This is a genomic window from Beijerinckia sp. 28-YEA-48 (assembly GCF_900104955.1).
In the GTDB taxonomy this organism is placed as follows: Bacteria; Pseudomonadota; Alphaproteobacteria; order Rhizobiales; family Beijerinckiaceae; genus Terripilifer.
Window position 1 is genome coordinate 3,377,048 of record NZ_FNSI01000001.1, and the last position, 24,442, is coordinate 3,401,489.

Sequence of the window (24,442 nt, forward strand, 5' to 3'; positions counted from 1 at the left end):
CTCCAACAGGACAATCAATCAAGACGCAGGCGACGCTCGGCAAAGACATAGAGCGGCCGCCACAGGATGCGGTTGAATAGGGTGACGAAGAGCGACATCACGGCGATGCCGAGAACGACGCGGGGAAAGTCACCGGCTTCGGTCGCCCCGGCGATGTAAGAACCAAGACCGAAGGCCTTGAGATTGGTGTCGCCCCAGCTCGCCACCTCGGCGACGATGCTGGCGTTCCACGATCCGCCCGAAGCGGTGAGCGCGCCGGTGACGTAGTAGGGGAAAATGCCGGGCAGGATGGCGCGACGCCACCAGGTCCAAGAGCGCAGCCGATAGACAGCAGCGGCTTCACGCAGATCGGTGGGAAAGGCGCTGGCGCCAGCGATAACATTGAAGAGAATGTACCATTGCGTGCCCAGGATCATCAGCGGCGAGAGCCAGATGTTCGGGCTGGCGCCTGTCGCCACGATGGCGACGACGGCGAAGGGGAACAGCACATTGGCCGGAAAGGCGGCGAGGAATTGCGCCAGCGGCTGCACCCGTTCGGCCAATGCCGGCCGCAGGCCGATCCAGACGCCGAGCGGCACCCAGATCAGGCTCGCGATCGCGATCAGCACCACCACGCGAAGCAGAGTTGCCAGGCCGCCGGCAACGGCTTCCCCGACATCGCCCCAGGACAAGGTATGGCCGAGATAAACAACCACGCTCCACACGCCCCAGGCGCCGATGGCAATCACCAGACCGAGCCAGAGATAATCGATCGTCCTCGTGCTCATACGGGTCGAAAGCCGTTTGCTGGGCGCGAGCACCGGCCGACTCGACAGACGCACGAGCATCAAGCGGCCCCACAGGATGGCGACCGGTTTCAACAACCGCCGCAGCGCATGCGCCCGCGTCAGCAGAGAATAGACCCAGGACTGCGGCTTCTCCTGGCTCGCCGTCTGCTCGAAACGAAACTTATCCGCCCAGGCGACGACGGGCCGGAACAGCAGCTGGTCATAAAGGACAATGACGACGCCCATGGCCAGGACCGCCCAGGCGACGGCCGCGAAATCGCGCTTCTCGATGGCAAGCGACAGCCAGGACCCGAGCCCCGGCAAGCGCACGGTTGTATCGCCGACGGTGATCGCCTCGGAAGCGACGACGAAAAACCAGCCGCCAGACATGGACATCATCGTGTTCCAGATCAGCCCCGGCGTGGCGAAGGGGGCCTCCAGCCGCCAGAACCGTTGCCAGGCGGAAAGATTGAAGGAACGGCTCACCTCATCCAGATCGCGCGGCACGGTGCGCAGCGATTGATAGAAAGAGAACGCCATGTTCCAGGCCTGGCTGGTGAAGATGGCGAAGATCGCGGCGCATTCGGCGCCGAGCTGATTGCCCTGAAACAGGCCCATGAAAAACGTCACGGTGAACGTCAGAAAGCCCAGCACCGGCACCGATTGCAGGATGTCGAGCGCCGGAATGATGACCATTTCAGCGCGGCGGCTTTTAGCGGCGAGCGTGGCGACGATGAAGGTAAACAGCAGCGAGGCGATGATCGCCGCGAACATGCGCACGGTCGAACGCAAGGCATATTCCGGCAGCAGCCAGGGATCGAGGGAGACCGGCTGAACATCCAGAACGGCCAGCGGCGCGCGCATCGCCTGCATGCCATGGGCAGCCAGCACCGCCAGCGCCAGGATCAGCGAGAAGGCAATGAGATCGTAGCCGTTTGGGAGCAGGCGCGCACGCGCCAGCGCGATGATGGCGCTGGGGCGACGGCGATCATTGGACAACAAAACCATCGACCGACCTCAAGGTCCGAAAGCGGAAATACTGCAGGGGAGACGCAGGGAGGAATGTCCGACCGTTCAGATGGGGATGAACGATCGGACACTTGAGCGGATAAAGCTAGGCGGCGTGACGATGATGGCCGCCAGGCCGGACGCCTTCACCGTGAACGGGTGTCGGCTCGGCAATCCAATGGCATTCCAGCCGGCCGTTGGCGGGATTGCGATGCCAGACGGCGACAAGCACGGGCCGCGCCGCGACCTTGGACGCTGCGCCTGCCCTCGGGGCAGTTTTGTTGGGAAAGAAAATGATGTTGTTCATGGCTCGCCTCCTTGACCGCTTCTTGCGGGCCCGGATGTGAGCCGGACAGGCTAGGCCTGACCGAAGCTCAACCGGCGGGCGGCGCCAGAAGCAGTCCAGATTGAAGGAATGGATGTCCGACCATCGCTTGAAAGCGGGGCCGGGCGACTACTCGGATCGTCGTCCATGTGCCTTTCCAGTCGTTTGCTTCAATAAATCGCGGCGTTAACGCCACAATGACATAATCTTTGTGAACGCACCTACAAGGACCGTCAATCGCACCAAGGCGTAGCTGACCTATACGTTGGTATGGTCGGCTGGTTTCAAATAAGAGTGCAGGCCATGGTCCCGAACGCCCCCACGTCCGTCCCATCCGACATGCCACCGCATTGGCGAGACGATCTCGCCGGCTACGCCTGGACGACCCAGACCATCGGCCGCTCGTCAGCCACGGTCTTCCGGCTGCAGGCCGACAAGCGCCCGTCATTCTTCGTGAAGATCGAACCCGCCGATGCCTCTGGCGAACTGCTTGCCGAAGCGGCGCGGCTGCGCTGGCTGGCGGCCAGCGGCATCGCCTGTCCGCAGGTGGAGAACACCAGCAGCGATGGCCAGCGCAACTGGCTGCTGACGCGCGCGTTGCCCGGGCGGGATCTTGCCTCGTCGCCGCATCTGGCGGCAGAGCAGATCGTCACCATCGCCGCCGACGCTTTGCGCGATCTGCATCGCCTCGATCCGTCCCCCTGTCCGTTCGACCAGCGGCTCGACAGCCGCATCGCGGCGGCCGAAGCGCGGATGCGCGCCGGCCTCGTCGATGAGAGCGATTTCGACGACGAACGCTTGGGCCAGCCGGCGCACGCCGTCTTCGCGGATCTGTTGCGCCGCCGGCCCGCACAGGAAGACCTGGTTGTGACCCACGGCGACGCTTGCCTGCCCAATCTGATGGCGGACGGGGAGAGGTTCAGCGGCTTCGTCGATTGCGCCCGCCTTGGGGTGGCCGATCGGCATCAGGATCTGGCGCTGGCGAGCTGGAGCATTCGCTACAATCTCGGACAGGCGTGGATCGCGCCTTTCCTGCAGCGCTATGGCCTGAGGGCCGATCCCGAATTGCTGGATTTCTATCGGCTTCTGGACGATTTCTTTTAATCGCCGCGCGATCAATATGCAGACATAAATATTTCTTTATATCATTATTGACTTCCGATGGGAAACTGCCCATGCTTGCGGCGTCGTGGTTCTTTGGACCCATGTGGGCACCAAAGCTAAGAGGGAATCCGGTGAGCCTAGGCGAGGCCGGAGCTGTCCCCGCAACTGTGAGCGGCGAGCCGACGTCCATCACGGGTCACTGAGAGCAATCTCGGGAAGACCGGACGAAGGCAGCGACCCGCGAGCCAGGAGACCTGCCTCGACAACATATCGTCCCTGGGCGGGGTGTCCTGGTGGTGCGCTTGCATCGGGCGCACCCGCGCCCGTTTTTCGCATGCGTCCGCTCGGCCTTTGCCTCCTTATTGGAGAAAAGCCGATGTCTGTTTCCTCTCTTCCGATTGCAACTCTTCCTGTTGCAACGCTTCCTGTTGCAACTCTTGGCGTGCCGCGGATCGGTCCGCGCCGCGAACTCAAATCCGCGCTCGAAAGTTATTGGTCCGGGCGAACCGACGCCGCCGCCTTGCTGGAAACAGCCGCTGCCTTGCGCGCCGCCAATTGGGCGCGTCAGAAGGCGCATGGCATCACCTGTATCCCGTCGAACGATTTCTCCCTCTACGATCATGTGCTCGACACCAGCGTCATGGTCGGCGCGATCCCTGAATGTTACGGCTGGACGGGCGGTCCCGTGCCGCTCGATCTCTATTTCGCCATGGCGCGCGGCAGCCAAGGCAATGCCCCCCACGCCGACTGCGGCCACCAACATCACGGCGAGACCCACGGTGTGCCGGCGCAGGAAATGACCAAGTGGTTCGACACCAATTATCATTACATGGTGCCGGAATTTACACCCGGACAGCGCTTCACCCTGGCTTCGACCAAGCCCGTCGATGAATATCGCGAGGCGAAGGCGCTGGGCTATCAGACACGGCCCGTCCTGTTGGGCCCCGTCACCTTCCTGAAAATCGGCAAGAGCAAGGACCCGGCCTTCAATCCCTTGTCGTTGCTCGACAACCTGCTGCCAATCTATGTCGAAGTTCTGCGCCGCCTCGCAGCCAATGGCGCCGACTGGGTGCAGATCGACGAGCCCTGTCTGGTGCTCGATCTCGACGAGACAACGCGGCAAGCCTTGCGACAGGCTTATGGCGTCCTCGCCCATGCCCTGCCCCATCTCAAAATCATGCTGACGACCTATTTCGGCGAGCTCGGCGACAATCTGGACACCGCCCTGTCGCTGCCGGTGGCTGGCCTGCATCTCGATCTCGTTCGCGCGCCCGAACAACTCGATGCGGTTCTCTCCAAGGCACCGCGCGGGCTGGTGTTGTCGCTTGGCGTCATCAACGGTCGTAACGTCTGGCGCGCCAACCTGCGCACGATCCTGCAACGGCTTCAGTCGGCCGTCGCCAAACGTGGCGCGGACCATCTCGAAATCGCCCCGTCCTGCTCCTTGTTGCATGTGCCCATCGATCTCGAGATCGAGACCGAACTCGATCCGGACCTCAAGGAATGGCTGGCCTTTGCGATTCAGAAAATGGACGAACTCGCCGTGCTCGGCAAAGCGCTGATCGGCGGCGAACGGGCTGCGGCTACCCAGATTGCCGCATCCGTCGCCGCGGCCGAACGACGTGCCGCTTCGAAAAAGGTGCATGATGCCGTAGTCGCGGCGCGTCTGGCGCAGGTGACGCCTCAGATGACGCAGCGCCTAAGCCCCTACACCGACCGCGCGCATCTCCAGCACAAGGCGCTCGGGCTGCCGCCTTTCCCGACCACCACCATCGGCTCCTTCCCGCAAACGGAAAACGTGCGCAAGGCGCGCTCGGCCCATGCCAAGGGCACGCTGAGCAATGCGGATTACACGCATTTCCTGCGCGAAGAGACGGCGACCGCCATTCGCTGGCAGGAAGAGATCGGCCTCGACGTGCTCGTCCACGGTGAGTTCGAGCGCAACGACATGGTGCAATATTTCGGCGAGCAGCTTTGTGGCTTCGCCTTCACCAAACATGGCTGGGTGCAAAGCTATGGCTCGCGCTATGTCCGCCCGCCGATCCTGTTCGGCGACGTCTCGCGGCCCCAGGCGATGACCGTGGATTGGTGGCTCTACGCGCAGTCGCTGACAAAGAAGACCATGAAGGGCATGCTGACCGGCCCGGTCACCATTCTCAACTGGTCCTTCGTGCGCGACGACATTCCGCGCAGCCAGGCCTGCCGCCAGATCGCGCTGGCGATCCGCGACGAGGTGGTCGACCTGGAAAAGGCCGGCGCGACGATCATTCAGATCGATGAAGCGGCGCTGCGTGAAGGCCTGCCCCTGCGCAAAGCGGGCTGGGGGACCTATCTCGATTGGGCTGTCGAGAGCTTCCGGCTCTGTGCTTCCGGTGTCACGGACAAGACGCAGGTTCACACCCATATGTGCTATTCGGAGTTCAACGACATCATCGATGCCATCGGCGCCATGGATGCGGATGTTATCTCGATCGAGACCTCTCGTTCGAAGATGGAATTGCTCGACGCCTTTCGCACCTACAAATATCCAAACGAGATCGGTCCCGGGGTCTACGACATTCATTCGCCGCGCGTTCCCGACGCCGGCGAAATGGTTGCGCTGATGTCGCTCGCGCGTGAACGCCTGGCCGACGAGCAACTCTGGATCAATCCCGATTGTGGCTTGAAAACCCGGAAATGGGACGAAGTTCGTCCGGCCTTAGTTAATATGGTCGAAGCCGCGCTGGAATTGCGCGCGCAGGCTGCAAAAGCGGCGCAGTAGCGCATCGGCGTCGGGCGCTGCCAGCAGGCAGCGCCCGGCCCCTTTTTCGTCATACGGCTGTCTTACCTTGACAACCTAACTTCCCATCATGGAACATCGGGCTCGTTCTTTCGTTCTTCACGATGCCTAGCGGAAGTTGAAATCGAAAGGGAGGCAAGCATGGCGCAGCGTATGTGCGACATCTGCGGGGTTCGTCCCGCCGCCATTCGGGTCGCAGTTCTCCAAGACAATCAAGAGCGCGAACTCGACATCTGCGACTATCATTATGCGCAGCTGATGCGGCACCAGCGCATGGTGTCTCCCCTCGAGTCCTTGTTTCAGGGCGGCCTGCTCGACAATTTCATGCAAGGCGATCCGTCCGACGCGCCCAGGCTCGGCGGCCGGCGAGGACATCGAGACCAGAACGCCGACACCATCAATCTTCAGGACCATTTCAGCGAACAGGCCAAGGAGATTTTGCAACGCGCCGCCGAACGCGCCGTGCGATCCGGCCGACAGCTCGTCGATACCGAAGATCTGCTCTACGAATTGCCGGAAAGCGACGTGGTGCAGACCTTGTTGAAACAGTTCAAAATATCGGTCGACGAACTGCGTAACCAGATCGACACTCATGCGCCCAAGGGCACGGCATCGGCGCAGCCGCGCGAAGGTGGCATCGGTGTTTCGCCGCGCGTCAAAAGCGCGCTTGACCGCGCCTTCATCGCCTCCCGCGAACTCGGCCATTCCTATGTCGGGCCGGAACATATTCTGCTTGGCCTTGCCGAAGTCACGGACAGTTTTGCCGGCAATCTGCTGCTCCGTTATGGCCTGACACCGCAAGCGCTGCGACAACAGACGGTGAAGGTCGTCGGCAAGGGCGCGGAAAAAGGCCGTGTCGAAACGCCGACCAATACGCCGCAGCTCGACAAGTATAGCCGCGACCTCACCAAGATGGCGCGCGAAGGCAAGCTCGACCCGGTGATTGGTCGCTCGAAGGAGGTCGAGACCACCATCGAGATATTAGCCCGCCGCAAGAAGAACAATCCGGTGCTTATCGGCGAGCCCGGCGTCGGCAAGACGGCGATTGTTGAAGGCCTGGCGCAACGCATCATCAATGGCGACGTGCCCGAAGTGTTACGCGACAAGCGCCTTGTGGAATTGAACGTCAACTCCCTTGTCGCCGGCTCGAAATATCGCGGTGAATTCGAAGAGCGCGTCAAACAGGTGATGGACGAGATTTCCGATAAGCGCGACGAGCTTTTGCTGTTCATCGACGAAGTTCACATGATCGTTGGCGCTGGACAGGGGGGCGGCGAAGGCGGCCTCGACATCGCCAATGTGTTCAAGCCGGCAATGGCGCGCGGCGAGATCAATCTGATCGGCGCGACGACCTTGAGCGAATATCAGAAGCACATCGAGAAAGACGCCGCGTTGGAACGGCGCTTTCAACCGGTCCTGGTGTCCGAACCGACGGTGGAACAGACGATCGCCATTCTGCGCGGCCTGCGCGATCGATTGGAGGCGCACCACAAGGTCACGATCCAGGATGAGGCTTTCGTCGCGGCGGCGGAATTGTCGGATCGCTATATCACCGGGCGCTTCCTGCCGGACAAAGCGATCGATCTGATCGATCAAGCAGCAGCGCGCGTGCGCCTCTCCACCACCTCCCGCCCGGCCGAGATCCATGAACTCGAAGCCGAGATCGCCCAGCTGAAGCGCGAACATGACTCCGCCGTTTCCCGCAAACAGTTCGATCGGGTGAAGGACTTCGATAGCCAGCTCGCGACCAAGGAAAAAGCCCTCACTGAGGCCACCGACGTTTGGAAGAGAAAGGTCGGCTCCAGCACCGCCGGCGTCTCGACCGAACAGGTGGCGGAGATCGTTTCAAAACTGACCGGCATTCCCATCACCGAACTGACGGAAGAAGAGAAAGCCAAGCTGCTGCGCATGGAGGAGCGGCTGCATCAGCGTGTCATCGGCCAGGAGGAGGCGATCCGCGCCGTCAGCGACGCAGTCCGCCTGTCGCGCGCCGGCTTGCAACAAGGCCATCGACCGATCGCCACCTTCCTGTTTCTGGGGCCGACCGGCGTCGGCAAGACGGAGCTTGCCAAGGCTTTGGCCGAGATCGTCTTCGGCGACGAGGACGCGGTCGTGCGTATAGACATGAGCGAATATATGGAGCGTCATGCGGTGGCCCGGCTGATCGGTGCACCGCCCGGCTATGTCGGCTATGACGAGGGCGGCCAACTCACCGAGCGGGTGCGCCGCCGGCCCTATTGCGTCATCCTGCTCGACGAGATCGAGAAGGCCCATGCGGATGTCTACAATGTGTTGCTGCAGGTCTTCGATGATGGCCGATTGACGGATGGCAAAGGCCGCGTCGTCGATTTTTCCAACACACTGATCATCGCCACCAGCAATCTGGCGTCCGATGTCGTCATGGGCCGGCGCGGGCAACTCGGATTTCATCCGCCATCGTCATCGAGTTCTGTCCGCGACGATGTGATGAGCGTGCTGCGCTCGCATTTCCGGCCCGAATTCATCAACCGGATCGACGAGATCATCATCTTCCAATCGCTCGACCAGGTGCAGATCAAAGAGATCGTCCGATTGCAGCTGCAACGCGTGCAAAAGATCGCCCAGGGACAAGATATCGAACTGGTGTTCGACGAAACCCTGGTCGAACACTTTGCCAGCGAAGGCTACCAGCCCGAATATGGCGCGCGGGAATTGCGTCGCCAGATCCGTCAGCAGCTGGAGACCGAACTGGCCAAGTCGATGCTCAAGGGTGAGATCAAGGAAGGCAATCGCGTCGTCTGCGCCTACGATGCAAAGGCCGGCAAGGTGACATTTGCCGTTGAACAGGCTCAGCCGACCGCGACAAATGGAGATGCAAGCGCGAAACCCGCGCAGCCCGCCAAACCACAGAAGACGGCCGACGCGGCTAGAGGCGACGGCAAATCACATCAGAACGTCGTTCATCAGCGCTCTGCTGAGTAGCGGTGTATCATATGGCCCGAAACCTTCGTGTCATCCCGGACGCCGCAGCCGTCGGGGTGACACGGAGGAAACGCGGCCGCTGCCATCACCCGCCAGCGTTCAGAACCTTGCCATCGACGGTGACCGGGTTTGCCGCGATGAGGACGAAGGCAATCACGCAAGGCTCGGTGCTGCGATTGAACCAGTTGTGAATGGTGCCGCGCTGAATCAGGACATCGCCGGCGCGGAGCAGAACCTCTTCGCCATCGAGATCCATAACGATCTCACCCGAAATGACCACGGCGTAATCGAGGGAATCGGTGCGGTGATTGCGGGGATGGACGCCAGGCGCGAAGCTGATGACGCGAAATACGGTGCCGTTGGGATGCGCCGTGCTGGTCTGACGCTTGGATTCATCGGCATTGCCGTCATTGCTGATCGGGAAACCTTCCGAGGTCCAGACCACCGTCGGATTGGCGCCCGGCCGGCTCTCGGCCGTGCTCGTCACGACCTCGTCGATCATGACGGTCGCTTTGCCCTCCTTGGTGTGGCCAGTGACGACGCGGCGGACGGTGATCGACATGCGGGCTTCCTCTCTGAATGATCGATTGCCTCTTGGTATGACCGATCAAGCCAGCGCGCAATACCGCAGCCGAAAGCCGCCGCACACATGCGGCAGCCTTCAAGAGGCCCAGGAAACCCGTCTGAAATTATACCGAGCGGCCGCCGTCAACGTTGAGGATCGAGCCGGTCACCAAACGCGCCAAGTCGGACGCGAGGTAGAGCGCCGCACCTGCGATGTCATCGGGACGGATGATCTCGCCCATGGGAATCTGGCTGGCAAAGGCGCCGACCACGTCCTGCACCTGTTTGCCGCCGGTGAAGCCGCTCAGCATCGGCGTCTCGGTTGCGCCTGGATTGATGCCGTTGACGCGGATGCCGTCCTTCGCCAGTTCCAGCGCCAGGGATAGCGTGGTGGCGACCGCCGCGGCCTTGGAGGCGCCATAGGCGGCGAGACCAGGCTTCGGACGCACGGCGATGACGGAGCAGATGTTGACCACAGCGGCATTGCCGCTGCCGCGCAGAAGCGGCAGGAAATGCTTTGCCATCAGAAACAGCGAGCGCGTGTTGACGTTCATGATGCGATCCCACGCCTCCACCGTCATGGTTTCGATGGGCGTATAGGACTGCGGCACGCCGGCGCAGTTCACCAGAATGTCGAGTGCGCCCTGCCCCGCCGCAATGCGCGCCGCCAAACGCGCCACGCTCTCCTCGGAGGCGACGTCCGCATGCCAGAGCGGGCCGAACTCGCCCACGGCTGCCTGATCGCTATCCTTGGCGCCGATATCGGCGACGATCACCGTGGCGCCGCTGGCCTTGAACAGCGCCGCGATCGCACGGCCGATGCCCGATACACCGCCCGTCACCAGCGCGGTCTTGCCGCGCAACAGGCCTGGAGTTTCGCTGGTGGGAAATGCAGGAAGCGCCATCGTCACACCTTATGAAAGTTCATCGCGTGGATTTCGGTGAATTCGGCCAGGCCCAACTCTGAATTCTCGGTGCCGATGCCGCTCTGCTTGATGCCGCCAAACGGCATATGGCGACGGCCCAGGCGCGATTGCGCGTTCTTGTTGATATAGGTCATGCCAGCTTCGAGCCGGCGGGCGAAAGCGACGCCACGCTCGAAATTGCTCGTCCAGACGCTGGAGCCGAGGCCGTATTCGGTGCCATTGGCCAAAGCGACGACGTCGTCCTCGCTCTTATAGCTCATCACCGGCAGGACCGGGCCGAACTGTTCGCAGGTGACGATGTCGAAATCGGCGCCCGGCTTCTTCACCAACACCGGCAAGATATAATTGCCTTCATCCCAGCTCTCAGGCGCGACTTTGTTGCCGAGTTCGATCAGCTCGCCACCAGCCGCGCGGGTCTTCTCGATGAGGCTCTTGAGATAAGCAAGCTGCGGCGGATTGTTGATCGGGCCGAAAGTCGTGCGCGGATCCAGCGGATGACCGACACGAAACGTATCGATATGAGCCGCCAGCTTTTCGAAGAACGCTTCGTAGATGCTCTCCGACACATAGAGCCGCTTGATGGCGAAGCAGAACTGACCCGAGCGATGAAAGGCGCCGGCCACCAGGGTCGGAATCGCCTTGTCCATGTCGACATCGTCCAGGACGATGGCCGCATCATTGCCGCCGAGTTCGAACTGGACGTTCTTCAGCGTTTCGGCGGCGGTCTTCATGATCTGCTTGGCCGCAGCGCCACCTCCGGTGAAGGAGATGAGGCGGACCTTCGGATGGGCGGCCAAGGCAGCGCCGGTCTCGGCGCCGCCGTGCACGACGTTGATGACGCCGCGCGGAAATAGGCCAGCGAGCTTTTCCATCAGGATGGCGATGCCAGCGGGCGCGGTCGGCGGCGTCTTGATCACCATCGTGTCGCCGGCCACCAGCGCCGGGGCGAACTTGCGGATCAATAGCACGATCGGCGCGTTCCACGGCACGATGGCCGCCACCACGCCGATGGGCTTGTGCTCGATACGCACAATGCTCGCCTTGTCTTCGACGATCAACGGCTCAAGCGCGATCTTCGCGGCTTCGACATTGTCGCGTGCGGCGAAAGCTGCACCGCGCAGTTCCATGATGATCTCGACGGGCAGCATGCCGGTCTCGCGCACAACGACGCCAGCCAGACCTTCAATGCCCTTTTCCGCTTCTTCTTCGATCAGGTCGGCAGCGCGCAACACGGCGGCGGCGCGATCATCGACAGAGATCGCGCCCCAGGGTTTTAGTGCCCGGTGCGCCGCTTCAACGGCGAGATCGACCAAAGCCTGATCAGCCACCGCGACCCGCGCGACGACATCATTGCTCCGACCGGGATCGCGCACGTCAAAGCGCGTGTCGGCGCCTGCCCAGGCACCATCGATGAAATTGTCCACCGTCAGTGTGGCCGGCGTAACGAGATTTGCAGCAGCGGTCATCACGGATGCCTCACTTGTGAAAATTGATGGCGTGATATTCGACATATTCACGCAGGCCTATGGGTGAGCTTTCACGGCCAATGCCGCTTTGCTTCACGCCGCCGAAGGGAATGTTCTTCTGGCCAAGCCGCGACGTGCCGGAGTTGTTGATGAAGGTCATGCCGACCTCCAGCCGCTGCGCCAGCTTGAGCGCCTTGTCGAAATCGCGCGTCCAGATGCTGGAACCAAGGCCCAATTCAGACGCATTGATGCTGTCGACCACCTGATCGAGATCGTCGTAGCGCACCACCGGCAGCAACGGGCCGAACTGCTCGACCTGCACAAGTTCGGCTTCCAAATCGAGATCGGAGACCACGACCGGACGCATGTAATAGCCCTCATCCCAGGTCTCCGGCGCCACCACGCTGCCGAGTTCCTTGACTGTGTAGCCAGCCTGGCGGGTGCGCTCGAGCAGACCTTTGAGGAAGTCGAGCTGGCCCTTGTTGTTGATCGGGCCGAAGTTGACGCCGGCAGTCAGCGGATGACCGACGCGGAACTTATCGGTTTCGGCTTCGATGCGCTTGACGACCTCGGCGTAGATGGACGAGGGCACATAGACGCGCTTGACCGCGAAGCAGAACTGGCCAGAACGGCGGAAGGCACCACCGAGCAGCTTCGGCAGCGCGTCGTCGAGATTGGCATCTTCCAAAAGAATGGCCGGATCATTGCCGCCCAGTTCGAACTGCACGCCCTTAATGCCGTCGGCCGCATCCTTCATGATCATGCGCGCGACAGCGCCGCCGCCGGTGAAGGACACTTTGCCGACGAGTGGATGAACGGTCAGCGCATGGCCGACATCGCCACCGCCGTGAACGATGTTGATGACACCTGGCGGAAACAGCGCCGCCATTTTCTTCAGCAAGATCGACAGGCCGAGCGGCGCTGTTGGAGCCGGCTTGAGGACCACCGTATTGCCGCACACCAGGGCCGGCGACACTTTGCGCATGGCCAGAATGATCGGCGCATTCCACGGCACGATCGCTGCGATCACGCCGATCGGCCGCTTCTCGACGCTGACCCAGCTCTCGTCATCTTCGACCTGCTTGGGCGCAAGAAAAGCTTCACCGGCCTCGACATTGTCGCGAACGATATTGGCCGCCATGCCGATTTCGGCCTTGTTGGTGGGCACCAACATGCCGGACTCGCGCGCCATGAGTTCGACGACGGACGCGGCTTCCGCGTCGAGCAGATCGGCGGCCTTGAGCAGCAATGCCGCCCGTTCGGCAAAGGCGGTTTTCTTCCAGCTCTGGAAGGCGCGATGCGCCGATTGCACGGCCTTATCGACTTCTTCAGCGCCACCGCGCGCCACGCGGGCCACCACATCATCGAGGCGACCAGGATCGCGCAGATCATCGCGGGCGGGTGAGGCCACATCGCGGTTATCGATGAGGTGATCGAGGTCGATTGCTGTCATGGTCATTACTTTCACTGAAGCTTGCATTCAGGCGTGCGTCCGCAACGGCTGGCCGGCGGACAATGGATCCGGATGGTCAGTCGATGGTCCGTTCGATTTCGTAATCGGGTCTGGGGGCGAGCGCGGCGATGCGCTCGCGAAGTTCCGGGGTCATCTCGAAGGCAACGGCGTCGACGTAGTTGCCGATCTGCTCAACCGTTTCCGCGCCGATGATGGGCGTCGTGACCGCCGGATGCGAGGCGGCCCAGGCGACCGCGAGCATGGCCGGATCGACATCGATCTCCGCCGCGATCTTGCAGAAATCCGCGGCGATTTCGAAGTTCCGCTGATCCTCATAGCGCTTCAGATAGCGCGCTTCGGCCAGTCGACCCGTGCGCGGCCCATCCACGGCGGCATTGGCCTTGGTCAAAAGACCACTGGCCAAAGGCGAGAACACCATGACGGCCAGGCCCACGGCCTGCGCCAACGGGAAAAGTTCATCCTCCGCCTGGCGCTTCACCAGATTGTACATGGGCTGCAGCACATCGAAACGCGCCAAGCCCTCACGCTGCGAGATGCCAAGCGCTTGCGCGATCCGCCAGGCCGACCAGTTCGAAACGCCGGCGTAAATGATCTTGCCCTGGCGCCGCAGGTCGTCGAAGGCGCGCAAGGTCTCTTCAGGCTGGGTATAGGGGTCGTAATGATGGGCGAAGTAGACATCGATATAGTCGGTCTTCAACCGCCGCAGGCTGTTCTCGACCTCTTGCATGATGTGACGGCGCGACAGGCCCGAACCGTTGACGTCCTTCGACATCGGCCGACAGACTTTGGAGGTGATCACCACGTTCTGGCGATCCGCCGCCATGCAGTCGCCAAGAATGCTCTCCGCCGTACCGCCACCGGCATAGGAATTGGCGCAGTCGAAGAAATTGATGCCCTTCTCGCGACAGGCGTCATACATCGCGCGCGCTGTCTTGGGATCGCTGTAGGACCCAAACGACATGGTGCCGAAACAGATGTTGGAAACCCGGGTTCCGGTCCGGCCAAGTTGTACGAATTTCAAAACTCGACTCCTGAGAGGTCGCATCGACCAACACAGCAAGTGTCGTTTCGCCGAGCACTCGCGCCACCTACCTGTGAGGCGAGGTGATCGCACGCACCCTTATAAAAGTCAATAATATACCTTTTTGCTTAATTCTAAAATAGGCCGTTTTCAGCGCAGTTTTAGATCAACGCGGACCTTATCGCCCCGATAGATGCCATTGGCGACGATCACCAACTCACCCTCGCCATCCACCGCGCAGCGTTCGACCTTGGCGATCGGATGGCTCAGCGGAATGTTGAGAATAGTGGATGTCATCAGATCGGCCATGCCGATCGTCAGGGTCTGGGTGGCGTCGGTGATTTCGATGCCAGGAATATCGGCGACCAGCCGCATCGCCGTCTTGGTACTGTAGGCTTCTTCCGGAATCAGCGAACAGATCCGCTCGGACACATAGACGTCGGCCAAAAGAAAAGCCTCGTCATCGCGGGTGTGCCGGCGGCGCAGGTGACGATAGGAAGTGGCCAGGCGGCCGAGCTGGCGATGCCCCGGCGGCAATTGCACGTTGCGTTCGTCGAAGAGCACTTCAATGCGCGCATTGTCGCGCGCGATCAGCATGCCGCTCCAATCGGTCTGCACCTGACACCAGAGATCCTGCGCCGGCCGCTCGCGCACGAAGGTGCCCTTGGCGCGGTAGCGCTCGATCAGGCCGTCGCTTTCCAGAATGTCCAATGCCTGACGAATCGTCATGGTGGCGACGCCGCATTCTTGGGCGAGCTCTTCCACGGTCGGCATTTTCGCGCCAACGCTCCACTCGCCGGTCTCGATGCGGCGCCGAAACAGGGTGGCGAGCTGAATATAGCGGGCAACCGAGCTTTTCTTCAGCGCTTCAGCAGTCGAGCTGGGCCGGGTTGCGGTGCTGGACAAACGCTCTCTCCTGGGTGGCACGCGCACATCCGACGATCCAAACCGCGGCCATGCTAAACAGCAATTGTATAGCATATGCTCTTTTGCGTTCAAAAACACGGCCCGGCTGCTTTTTCCCAGCGCTTACTCCACCAACGGCGGCAGAGCGGTAAAGCCCTTCGGAAATTGACCCGGCGCGGGGAGCAATTCGGCGGCGACACCCTGCGGCAGGGGGATGCGATGAACATTCAGCGTCATCGCCACCATGCAGTAATAGCCAACTAGCGCGGTCAGCTCCATGACGCCACCGTCGCCCCAGCGCGCAACGACCGCCGCATAGGCCTTGTCTTCCACATAGGCCCGCGCCAGCAGCTCGCTCACGAAGCGATAGATTTCCCGATCGGCCGCATCTTGAAAGGGCGGCACGCGACCGTCGCGCAGCGCCTCGATGATCTCCGTCTCCAACCCATGGGTTTCGGCGGCGCGGCGATGCACGCCCCATTCCAAATCGCTATTCAACGCCCGCGCCGTCATCAACACGGCAAGCTCGCTCAGGCGCGGTGGAATCCGCGTTTGAAAGCGCAGGCTCTCGCCCAGCTTGCTCCAACGCTCCGCCAGTTCCGGATTGTGCAAGGCGGCGCGAAGCGGGCCAACCAATTCGCCCCTCTTGCCGTTCACAATGCCATCGAACACCCGGCGCTGCGCATCGTTCATGCCGTCGGTGTCAGGCAGAGATATTCTTGCTCCCGTTTTCATGCGCGGCCCACTTCATCCACTTTTGTCGCGAGACCAAGCTCGTTCAGAATTTCAACTGTGTGCTGCCCGAGCAGCGGCGGCGCCTTTTCAAAGGCGAGAGGTGCATTCGTAAAGCGCATCGGGCTGACGACCGAAGGCACTTTTCCGGCAAGAGGATGCGGCAGGTGGCGCAACATCTCGCGATGTTTCACCTGCGGCTCCTCGAACACCATCGGTATAGTGTTGATCGGCCCGCAGGGCACTTTCGCTGCGCCCAGGCGATCCAACCAATGCTGCAACGGCTGGGTGGCGAAACGTTCGCAGATCATCGGATGCAGGACATCGAGATGAGTGACGCGCGCCGCATTGGCGGAAAAGCGCGGATCATCGGCCCATTCCGGGCAGCCGAGGACATCGCTGAAGCGGCGGAACTGTTCATCATTGCCAACCGCCAGAACGATATGACCATCGGCGACCGGAAAGACATCCTGCGGCTGAATGTTGGGATGTTTGTTGCCGCGACGGATCGGTGTCTTGCCGGACACCTGATAGTTCATCGCCTGATTGGCGAGCATCGCCACCGAAACATCGAGCATGGCGATATCGACGAAATCGCCAACACCGGTTTGGCTGCGCCGCGCGAAGGCCGCGAGCACCGCGATGGTCGCATACATGCCGGTCATGATGTCGACGATCGGTACGCCGACCTTCTGCGGACCACCACCGGCAACACCATCGCGCTCGCCGGTAACGCTCATCAGGCCGCCCATGGCCTGGATCATGAAGTCATAAGCGACATCGGCCTGCTTCGGGCCTGTGGTGCCAAAGCCAGTGATCGAGCAATAGATGAGGCCCGGATTGACCGCCTTCAGATCGTCATAGCCAAGGCCATAGCGCGCCAGCGTGCCGGACTTGAAATTCTCAAGCAGAATGTCGGACGTCTTCGCCAGCGCGCGGATGACCTCCTGGCCTGCGGGTGTCGAAATGTCGACCTCGACCGAGCGCTTGCCGCGATTGACCGAGAGATAATAGCCGGACTCCTGCGTCGGGCTGCCATCGACGGCTTTGAGATAGGGCGGGCCCCAGCGACGGGTGTCGTCGCCCTCGCCGGTGCGCTCGACCTTGATGACATCGGCGCCCAGGTCAGCTAGAATCTGACCCGACCACGGCCCCGCCATGATGCGGCTCAGATCGAGCACTCTTACGTGTGACAGCGGTCCCGCCAAGATCAATTCTCCAGAAGATTTAGCTGTAAAAAATTCAACTGCATGTCGGGGCCTGCATCGGCCTCCTGATCGTTGACGATCGGCACGGCCTGCAGCGAAGGCCGCGCGGACGCCGTAGCTTCCCATTGCGCAAGAGCGGGATGCCCGGCGCGCCAGCCGCAATTCGTATAACGAAAATCAAGTTGGCCCAAAGCGCAGAGAATAGCGATCTGCCCGACACCGAAAGAGGCGGTGAGCTGCGGCGCCTCGGCTTCGAGCACTTTTAGCGCGGCTATCACCTTGGCCCGATAGGACAGCATGGTCTCGCCATCGCCGCCCGCCGCGCCTTGGCGCTCAATCCGCCACAGCAGGAGATTGTCGCAGAGGCCGTCGCCCAAAGCCTGCCAGCGCAATTGCGCAAACCGTGCCGGCCCGGCCGCCGGCAGCATGCGCGCGCCTTCGGGCACAAGCCCAGCGAGATATTCGGCGATGACTGCGGAATCAAACAGCGGCGGCAGACCCTCGACAAACAGCACCGGAATCTTGCCAAGCGGATTCTCGGCGAGGATGACCGGATTGGGCGTCCCACGCGGCGTCGCCACGGTTCGCACGAGCGCGACCTGGTCGACGATCCCCAGCTCATGGAGCAGGATCATGACCTTGCGCACGAAAGGCGATTTCGGAGACCAATAGAGTTTCAAAGCCGACGCATCCTTGTTGGCAAACCATATGGGCGACCCATTTGGCGAACCATGGGCACAGTAAGAACAGCACCGTCCATTAGTCAATAAGTTATGTTTATGATTTTTAAGTTAGATATCACCTAACCTCAAGAAATGACGTCAGAATTTCGTTAAACGCGGCAGGGCGCTCGTAATTGGGGAGATGGCCAGCATCGGCGATCTCCTGGATCTTCGCGCCGGGAATAGCGGCCGCCATAGCGTGCATGGTCGCCGGCATCGCGCCGTCCTCTCGACCAACGATGAGCAGGGTCGGCACCTTGATCTGAGCGAGCACCGCGACTTCATCATAATTTTGCAGGGCCGAGGCGCAGGCGGCGAAGCCTTCCAACGGCGTGGCGGCAATCATCGCGTGCAGGCGTTCACTGAGCGGCTGCTCCACGCGCTCCGGCCGGAGCCAACGGCGCACGGTCTGATCCGCCATGGCCATCATGCCATTGGCGCGCGCAAAGGTAATGCGCTCATCCCATGCGGCCTTGCTCGCCGCTGTGCTGTTCGCCTGCCCGTCGACCAGGATCAACCGCTCGAAGCGCGCGGGCGCTTTGCGATAGGCGGCCAGGCCGGTCGGAACACCCATGGAGAGACCGACATAGGTGCAGGTCGCGACCTTGCAGCGATCGAGAAGCGCGATCACGTCATCGGCCAGCACCGGGATCGTCTGCGCTTCGCCTGGCACAGGCGAGGCGCCATGGCCCCGCTGATCATAGCGCAGGATGTTGAAGCGACCACGGAGCACAGCAACCTGTTCGTCCCAAAGGCTCAGGTCCGTCATCAGCGAATTGCTGAAGATGATCCAGGGGGCTTGATCGCCGCCATGTTCGGGCGCGGCCCGTTCGATAAGATGATTCAACATTAGCGTCCCACCCAAACCGGCGCGCGCTTTTCAACCACAGCCCGCGTCGCCTCGCGCGCATCTTCCGTCGCCATCAGTTTGGTGGAGTAGCCCTGCTCCAGTTCATAGCCCTCTTCGGTCTGCATGAACTCGACCTTGTTCAAAGCCTCTTTCGCCATCCGCAGGCCTATCGGCGCCTTGGCGGCAACAATGGCGGCAAGCTCCTGCGCCGTGCGGGCAAGATCTTCGAAAGGAACGACATCCTGGACGAAGCCGATCCGCCATGCTTCGCGCGCATCGATCGGCCGGCCGGTGAAATACATTTTGCGCAGCAGGCCTTGCGGCAGATGGCGGCCCATATGGGCAGCGCCGCCGCAACGCCCGACATTGATTTCCGGCATGCCGAAGGTGGCGTTCTCAGAGGCGATGCGGACATCGCAGACGGAAGCCAGCACGCAGCCTGCGCCCAGCGCCGGCCCGTTGACGGCGGCGATCACCGGCACCGCCGCGTGACGCACAGCGCTGAAACAGCGGCGGATGATCTTCGCCCGCGCCGGATCCTCCTCGACCGTCGCGGCGAGAAATTCATTGAGATCGAGCCCAGCGCAGAAGGCTTTTTGGCCCACGGCGGTGAAGACGATGCAATTGATATCGTTCCAGCTGGCGGAGGCCTCGAAGGTTTCGGCGATCTCTTCATAGATCGCCAGAGTGATGGCATTCACCGGCGCCCGGTCGATCGTCACCGTGGCCACCTTGTCTTTTTTGTCGATGATCAGCGCCATCACGCAATCTCCTTAATTCTGTCTCGGCAATTCTGTTTCAGCTCGACCCGTTCAAGGCGTCAGCTGTTTGAGCGCGGAGGCGACATCGCCCGCACGGAATGTCGCACCTTCGGCTTTCGCCGTCTTCACCAAAGCATCAGCTAGCACGTCTTGCGGCAGATGCGCGGCCCACCACAGCGGGCCGCCCGTCCAACGCGGAAAGCCGTAGCCATGCACGAGGGTGACATCGATATCGGAAGCCCGTTGCGCCACGCCTTCGGCTAGCAGCAAGGCCGCTTCGTTGACAATGGCGCCCAGGCAGCGGGCGCGGATCTCGTCATCGTCAATGGCGCGCGGCGCGATGCCAACCTCGGCGCGTGATGCAGCGATAATCTCTGAAACCAGTGGATCGGAAGCCTGTTTGCCGTCAACATATTGGTAATAACCGGCGCCGCTCTTGCGACCAATACGCCCGGCTTCGCAGAGGCGATCGGCGATATCGACATAGCGCGCCTTCGGATCGCGCGAAGCCGCCGTGGCCTTGCGCATGCGATAGGCGATATCGAGGCCGGATAGATCGGTGACGGCGAAAGGCCCCATTGCCATGCCAAAGGCCGTCAGAGCGCGGTCGACCGCTTCCGGCGTTGCGCCATCCTGAATCAAAAATTCGGAGTGCCGGCGATAGGCGTTGTAGATGCGGTTGCCGATGAAGCCATGGGCATTGCCGGCGACGACAGCCTGTTTGCCAAGCCGCTTGGCCAATGCCAGGCCGATCGCCAAGGTTGCAGGGCTGGTGGCCTTGCCGCGCACCACTTCCAGCAATTTCATGATGTGCGCCGGGCTGAAAAAATGCAGTCCCAGGAAACGGTCCGGCCGTGGCAGGACCTCGGCCAACGCATCGACGTCGAGATAAGACGTGTTGGTCGCGATGATGGCGTCTGGCTCGACGATCGCACCGAGGCGCTCAAGCAATTGCTTCTTGACCGCCATATCCTCGAAAACCGCTTCGATCACCAGATCAGCCGATGCCACAGCCGCAATATCATCGGCAAAAGCGAGCTGGCCACGCAGTTGCTCCGCGCGCTCAGCCGTCAGACGCTTGCGCTCAAGATCAGCCGATAGCAACCCGTCGAGACGCGTTTTGCCAGCTGCCAGCGCGTCCTGCCCCTGTTCCACCACGGTCACCGCGAAACCCGCATTCAGCAAGGCATAGGCAATGCCGGCGCCCATGGTGCCGGCGCCGATAACGGCGAGACGTTCGAGAGCGAAGGTGGTCTCCGCCACAGTGTCGATCTTGCTCGCCTTGCGCTCGGCGAAGAACAGATGCCGGATCGCGAAGGCTTCCGGCGACACACGGATTTCCTGAAAGGCCGCCCGCGCGATCGCCAGCGCTTCACCGAAAGCTTTTTCCGACGACATCAGAACAAGATCGGCCGCCTGAACAGCCGCCGGACGGCCCTTAGCTTTGGCGATAGCCTTTCTGGCGACATCCTTCACTTGCGCGGTATCAAACGGCGGCACAGGCTCTTCGCCGAGGCGGCGCTTGCGACCGAGCTTGCGCAACGCGGCGATCGTATCCTGCAGCAGATCGCCGTCGCTGACCGCGTCGATCATGCCGAGCTTCAAGGCTTCGCCTGCCGGCACGCGGCGCGCCTCGCAAATCACTTCAATCGCCTTGGCGACACCTGTCAGGCGCGGCAGACGCTGGGTTCCGCCAGCGCCTGGAAACATGCCGAGACCAACTTCCGGCAGGCCGACCACGGCCTTGCGATCGGCGACGCGCAGATCGCATCCCAGCGTCAGCTCATAGCCACCGCCCAGCGCCGCGCCATGGATGGCCGCCGCGACCGGGATCGGCAAAGCCTCGATCGCAGCAATGACCGTCGGCAGCTGCGGTTCGCTCAAGGGCGCGCCGAATTCCTTGATGTCGGAGCCGGCGATAAAGGTTCTGCCAGCACCGATCAGGACCACGCCTTCTATATCCGCAGTGGCGGCGATGTCGGTGAAAGCCTGCAACAGACCTTGGCGCACGGCATGCGAGCCGGCATTGACCGGCGGATTGTCGATCGTGACGACGGCGATGCCTTCAGTCTGAACCCAGGTGATCACGGCTTGACCTTCAAACGAGTAATGAATCACGAACAGCTGAAAGAACCGGCGGCTTTTTCAGCTCACTTCCAACCACGTGCTGCGCACGACATCGTCGTCCTGGAATTCAGCAACGGAGCCGCTGAAGACAATCTCGCCGCGTCCCATGACAAAAACCTTATCGGTCAGCCGCATCACCATGGAGAGCTTCTGCTCCAGAAGCAGAATGGCGAGGCCGCGCCGCTTCATTTCCAAAATAGCTTCCGCCAGAGCATCGATCACTTTCGGCGCCAAGCCTTCCGTCGGCTCGTCGATGAGCATGACATCCGGGTTGCCGAGCAGCGAGCGGAACAGGGTGAGCATCTGCTGCTCGCCGCCAGAAAGGAAGCCGGCCTTGATGTTGCGCCGTTCGCGCAAACGCGGAAACACGTCGTAAAGTTCATCCCGCGTCCAGGCCGGGCGCGGTGACACGCCGGCTTTGGCACCGATGGTCATATTCTCATCGACCGTCAGGTTGCGAAAAATCTGCCGGTCTTCGGGCACATAGCCAACGCCGGCATGGGCGATCTGATGCGCCGGCATGCCAGCTAGATCGCGCCCTTTGAGTTTGACCGTGCCGCGAGAGGGCGGCAGAAGCCCCATCACCGCCTTGCAGGTCGACGAACGGCCGGAGCCGTTGCGTCCCAGGATGGTGGCGATCGATCCGGCCGGCACCTGGAAGGTGACGCCATTCAAGACTTTGATATGGCCATAGGCGGCGTGAAGATTTGCGATGTCGAGCATCAGTGCGCTCCCTCGCCCAGATAGGCTTCCTTGACGCGGGCGTCGGAGCGGATCTCGGCCGGTGTGCCGGTCATCAAAATGCGCCCATTCACCAGAACCGAAACGCGATCGGCGAGATTGAAGACGACGTCCATGTCATGTTCGACCATCACCAGAGTGCGGCCTTCGGTCATGCGACGGATGAAGGCGATGACATGTTCGGTTTCCTCCCGCGACATGCCGGCGGTGGGCTCATCGAGCAGAATCAGTTCCGCTCCCGTGCCGACTGTCATACAGATCTCCACGGCGCGCTGCTCCGAATAGGCCAGATCGCCGGCGCGCTTGTGCGCCCGCGCCGTGAGATAAGCGCCTTCGAGGATGGCGTCGGTCTCGCGGGCGATTTCACCCCAGACCGGGCCACGACGCAGCAAGCTCCAGCGCTTGCCGAAGCGCCCCATGACGCTCAGCATGATGTTCTCGCGCACCGTCAGCTTGTCGAACACATGGGTGATCTGAAAGGAGCGGCCAAGACCAGCCCGGTTGATCCGGTGCGGCACGAGGCCACCAATGGCCGCGCCATTCAGCTTGATCGTCCCGGACGTCGGCGCGAAGGCGCCGGAGATCAGGTTGAACAGCGTCGACTTGCCGGCGCCATTGGGACCGATCAGGGCGTGGCGCTCGCCGCGCGCGATGTCAAGATCGATCGCTTCCAGAACGCGGACGATGCCGAAGCTCTTGGCGACGGATGACAGGCTCAGGGTGATGTCGCTCATTTCGCCTCTCCCGTACCCACGACCTGAACCGCATCGGACCGCAGGAAGGCGGGCAGCTTTGCTCGCCCTTGCTTCAGCAACACCCACGCGCCGATGCCCAATGCGCCGACACCCGCAATCCATGTCAGCGGCGACAGGGGATTGAAAGCAATGCCCATGAGTTTCACCGCCGGCCACACGCCCTGCCCCGATGCGATCGAGGCACGATATTGCTCGGAACAGATCGTACCCGTCACTTCAACCAGAATGATCAGGCCGACGACAGCGAGCAGCAGAGCCGCCAGATGCACGATATCCGACAGGTTCAACGGGGCTCTATCGCCCGTCCGCACTTGGCGGACACGCTCGACAATGGCGCCGCCGATGCCTTCGGGCGCGAACAGAACGGTGACAACGAAGGCGACACCGAGATAGAACATCCAGAAATGCGAGAAGTTCGAACCGAAATAGCCAAAGCAGGTGGTGAGTACAGCACCGATCACCGGGCCGAAGAACACGTTCGCGCCGCCGATGACCGTGTTGAGAACGACGAAGGCCGAACCGGCGCCTTGAAACAGCACCATATTGGCTGATTCATCGGAGATCGCCAGCAGCGCGCCCGCCAGTCCCGACACCGCCGCCGACAAGGCGAAGACCAGCGTCTTGGCCTTGCGCGCGTCATAGCCCAGAAACTTCACGCGCAGTTCGCGCTCGCGAATGCCGCGCACGATGAGGCCGAAGGGGCTGCCCTGTATCCAATACAGAAACAGCATGACCAGGATCGCCCAGACCAGCGTCAGATAATAGACCGACGTGGTGCTCTGAAAGATGAAGGGGCCCCAGTCTGAGCGGATCGAGCGCAGCCCTGACTCGCCGCCAAACAGGCCTTCCCATTTCACAGCGATGGCGCTGACGAGTTCAGCCAGCGCCACGGTGATCATGGCGAAATAGACGCCGGTGCGGATGGTGGCGAACCAGCCGGCCACCAAGCCGAAGATGAATCCGGCGGCCGCACCGACAAGCGGCAGCAGCGGCGTCGGGAAGACGCCGCCCCGATCGATCGCCTGCATGGCATAGATCGTCGCGAAGGTGCCGATGCCGTAATAGGCGGCGTGGCCGAAGGACGGCAGGCCCGCCTGGCCCCACAGCAGATTAAAGCCGAGAGCGAAGATCGCCGCGATCATCACCTTGATCGCCAGATTCAAACTGCCGAGATCGCCGATGAAAGGCAGCGCGATCAGCAGGCCAGCCAAGAGGGCCACAACGATATACGAGATACTTTTCATG

20 protein-coding genes and 1 riboswitch are annotated in these 24,442 nt (G+C 61.8%); of the genes, 3 read left to right on the forward strand and 17 right to left on the reverse strand.

Annotated features, from left to right (window positions below; genetic code table 11):
* Nucleotides 1-14: 14 nt before the first annotated feature.
* Together BLW50_RS16050 and BLW50_RS16055 are read right to left on the reverse strand one after the other, a co-directional pair.
* Complete coding sequence (locus tag BLW50_RS16050) at nucleotides 15-1,775, reverse strand: ABC transporter permease (protein ID WP_090704348.1); 1,761 nt, start codon at nucleotides 1,773-1,775, stop codon at nucleotides 15-17.
* Nucleotides 1,776-1,881: 106 nt separating this feature from the next.
* The gene (locus tag BLW50_RS16055) at nucleotides 1,882-2,082 is read right to left on the reverse strand and encodes a hypothetical protein (RefSeq protein ID WP_090704351.1); all 201 of its coding nucleotides are present in this window, start codon (nucleotides 2,080-2,082) and stop codon (nucleotides 1,882-1,884) included.
* A gap of 321 nt (nucleotides 2,083-2,403) precedes the next feature.
* Between BLW50_RS16055 and BLW50_RS16060 the strand changes: the two genes are divergently transcribed.
* The 3 genes from BLW50_RS16060 to BLW50_RS16070 all read left to right on the forward strand — a co-directional run bounded on the left by BLW50_RS16060 (nucleotide 2,404) and on the right by BLW50_RS16070 (nucleotide 8,944).
* On the forward strand, nucleotides 2,404-3,204 hold the full coding sequence (locus BLW50_RS16060; RefSeq protein ID WP_090704353.1) for an APH(3')-II family aminoglycoside O-phosphotransferase: 801 nt from the start codon (nucleotides 2,404-2,406) through the stop codon (nucleotides 3,202-3,204).
* A 69-nt stretch (nucleotides 3,205-3,273) separates the two neighbouring features.
* Nucleotides 3,274-3,481: riboswitch (cobalamin riboswitch) on the forward strand.
* 99 nt (nucleotides 3,482-3,580) lie between these two features.
* Complete coding sequence (metE, locus tag BLW50_RS16065) at nucleotides 3,581-5,965, forward strand: 5-methyltetrahydropteroyltriglutamate--homocysteine S-methyltransferase (protein ID WP_090709208.1); 2,385 nt, start codon at nucleotides 3,581-3,583, stop codon at nucleotides 5,963-5,965.
* Between the two features lie 159 nt (nucleotides 5,966-6,124).
* Nucleotides 6,125-8,944 (forward strand): ATP-dependent Clp protease ATP-binding subunit, encoded by a 2,820-nt coding sequence (locus tag BLW50_RS16070; protein WP_090704355.1) that lies wholly within the window; start codon nucleotides 6,125-6,127, stop codon nucleotides 8,942-8,944.
* Nucleotides 8,945-9,029: 85 nt separating this feature from the next.
* On the opposite strand, the gene BLW50_RS16075 is transcribed toward BLW50_RS16070, so the two are convergent.
* The 15 genes from BLW50_RS16075 to BLW50_RS16145 all read right to left on the reverse strand — a co-directional run bounded on the left by BLW50_RS16075 (nucleotide 9,030) and on the right by BLW50_RS16145 (nucleotide 24,441).
* Nucleotides 9,030-9,506, reverse strand: a complete 477-nt coding sequence (locus BLW50_RS16075; RefSeq protein ID WP_090704357.1) for a cupin domain-containing protein — start codon at nucleotides 9,504-9,506, stop codon at nucleotides 9,030-9,032.
* Nucleotides 9,507-9,633: 127 nt separating this feature from the next.
* Nucleotides 9,634-10,413 carry an SDR family NAD(P)-dependent oxidoreductase gene (locus BLW50_RS16080; protein WP_090704359.1) on the reverse strand — a complete coding sequence of 260 codons (780 nt, stop codon included), beginning with the start codon at nucleotides 10,411-10,413 and terminating at the stop codon, nucleotides 9,634-9,636.
* A gap of 2 nt (nucleotides 10,414-10,415) precedes the next feature.
* Entirely contained in the window at nucleotides 10,416-11,900 is a 1,485-nt protein-coding gene (locus BLW50_RS16085) for an aldehyde dehydrogenase family protein (protein WP_170850189.1), read from the reverse strand.
* Between the two features lie 10 nt (nucleotides 11,901-11,910).
* Nucleotides 11,911-13,359, reverse strand: coding sequence for an aldehyde dehydrogenase family protein (locus BLW50_RS16090; protein WP_170850190.1), 1,449 nt, complete (start codon nucleotides 13,357-13,359; stop codon nucleotides 11,911-11,913).
* Nucleotides 13,360-13,429: 70 nt separating this feature from the next.
* A complete protein-coding gene (locus tag BLW50_RS16095; protein WP_090704364.1) occupies nucleotides 13,430-14,395 on the reverse strand; it encodes an aldo/keto reductase in 966 nt (321 codons plus the stop codon).
* A gap of 150 nt (nucleotides 14,396-14,545) precedes the next feature.
* Nucleotides 14,546-15,301: a GntR family transcriptional regulator gene (locus tag BLW50_RS16100; protein ID WP_244544271.1), complete on the reverse strand. Its 756-nt coding sequence runs from the start codon at nucleotides 15,299-15,301 to the stop codon at nucleotides 14,546-14,548.
* Between the two features lie 123 nt (nucleotides 15,302-15,424).
* Nucleotides 15,425-16,036, reverse strand: coding sequence for a carboxymuconolactone decarboxylase family protein (locus BLW50_RS16105; protein WP_090704369.1), 612 nt, complete (start codon nucleotides 16,034-16,036; stop codon nucleotides 15,425-15,427).
* Complete coding sequence (locus tag BLW50_RS16110; protein ID WP_090709210.1) at nucleotides 16,033-17,241, reverse strand: CaiB/BaiF CoA transferase family protein; 1,209 nt, start codon at nucleotides 17,239-17,241, stop codon at nucleotides 16,033-16,035. Before BLW50_RS16110 ends, BLW50_RS16105 begins: the two co-directional genes overlap by 4 nt.
* Nucleotides 17,242-17,243: 2 nt before the next feature.
* Nucleotides 17,244-17,921 (reverse strand): glutathione S-transferase family protein, encoded by a 678-nt coding sequence (locus BLW50_RS16115; RefSeq protein ID WP_090704371.1) that lies wholly within the window; start codon nucleotides 17,919-17,921, stop codon nucleotides 17,244-17,246.
* A 118-nt stretch (nucleotides 17,922-18,039) separates the two neighbouring features.
* Nucleotides 18,040-18,813, reverse strand: a complete 774-nt coding sequence (locus BLW50_RS16120) for an alpha/beta fold hydrolase (protein WP_090704374.1) — start codon at nucleotides 18,811-18,813, stop codon at nucleotides 18,040-18,042.
* Complete coding sequence (locus tag BLW50_RS16125; RefSeq protein ID WP_090704376.1) at nucleotides 18,813-19,574, reverse strand: enoyl-CoA hydratase-related protein; 762 nt, start codon at nucleotides 19,572-19,574, stop codon at nucleotides 18,813-18,815. The genes BLW50_RS16120 and BLW50_RS16125 overlap by 1 nt, the downstream gene beginning before the upstream one ends.
* Nucleotides 19,575-19,625: 51 nt before the next feature.
* Nucleotides 19,626-21,662 (reverse strand): 3-hydroxyacyl-CoA dehydrogenase NAD-binding domain-containing protein, encoded by a 2,037-nt coding sequence (locus BLW50_RS16130; RefSeq protein WP_090709212.1) that lies wholly within the window; start codon nucleotides 21,660-21,662, stop codon nucleotides 19,626-19,628.
* A 57-nt stretch (nucleotides 21,663-21,719) separates the two neighbouring features.
* Nucleotides 21,720-22,424, reverse strand: coding sequence for an ABC transporter ATP-binding protein (locus BLW50_RS16135; RefSeq protein ID WP_090704378.1), 705 nt, complete (start codon nucleotides 22,422-22,424; stop codon nucleotides 21,720-21,722).
* Nucleotides 22,424-23,176, reverse strand: a complete 753-nt coding sequence (locus tag BLW50_RS16140; protein WP_090704380.1) for an ABC transporter ATP-binding protein — start codon at nucleotides 23,174-23,176, stop codon at nucleotides 22,424-22,426. The genes BLW50_RS16135 and BLW50_RS16140 overlap by 1 nt, the downstream gene beginning before the upstream one ends.
* Complete coding sequence (locus BLW50_RS16145; protein WP_090704382.1) at nucleotides 23,173-24,441, reverse strand: branched-chain amino acid ABC transporter permease; 1,269 nt, start codon at nucleotides 24,439-24,441, stop codon at nucleotides 23,173-23,175. Before BLW50_RS16145 ends, BLW50_RS16140 begins: the two co-directional genes overlap by 4 nt.
* Between the last annotated feature and the right edge of the window lies 1 nt (nucleotide 24,442).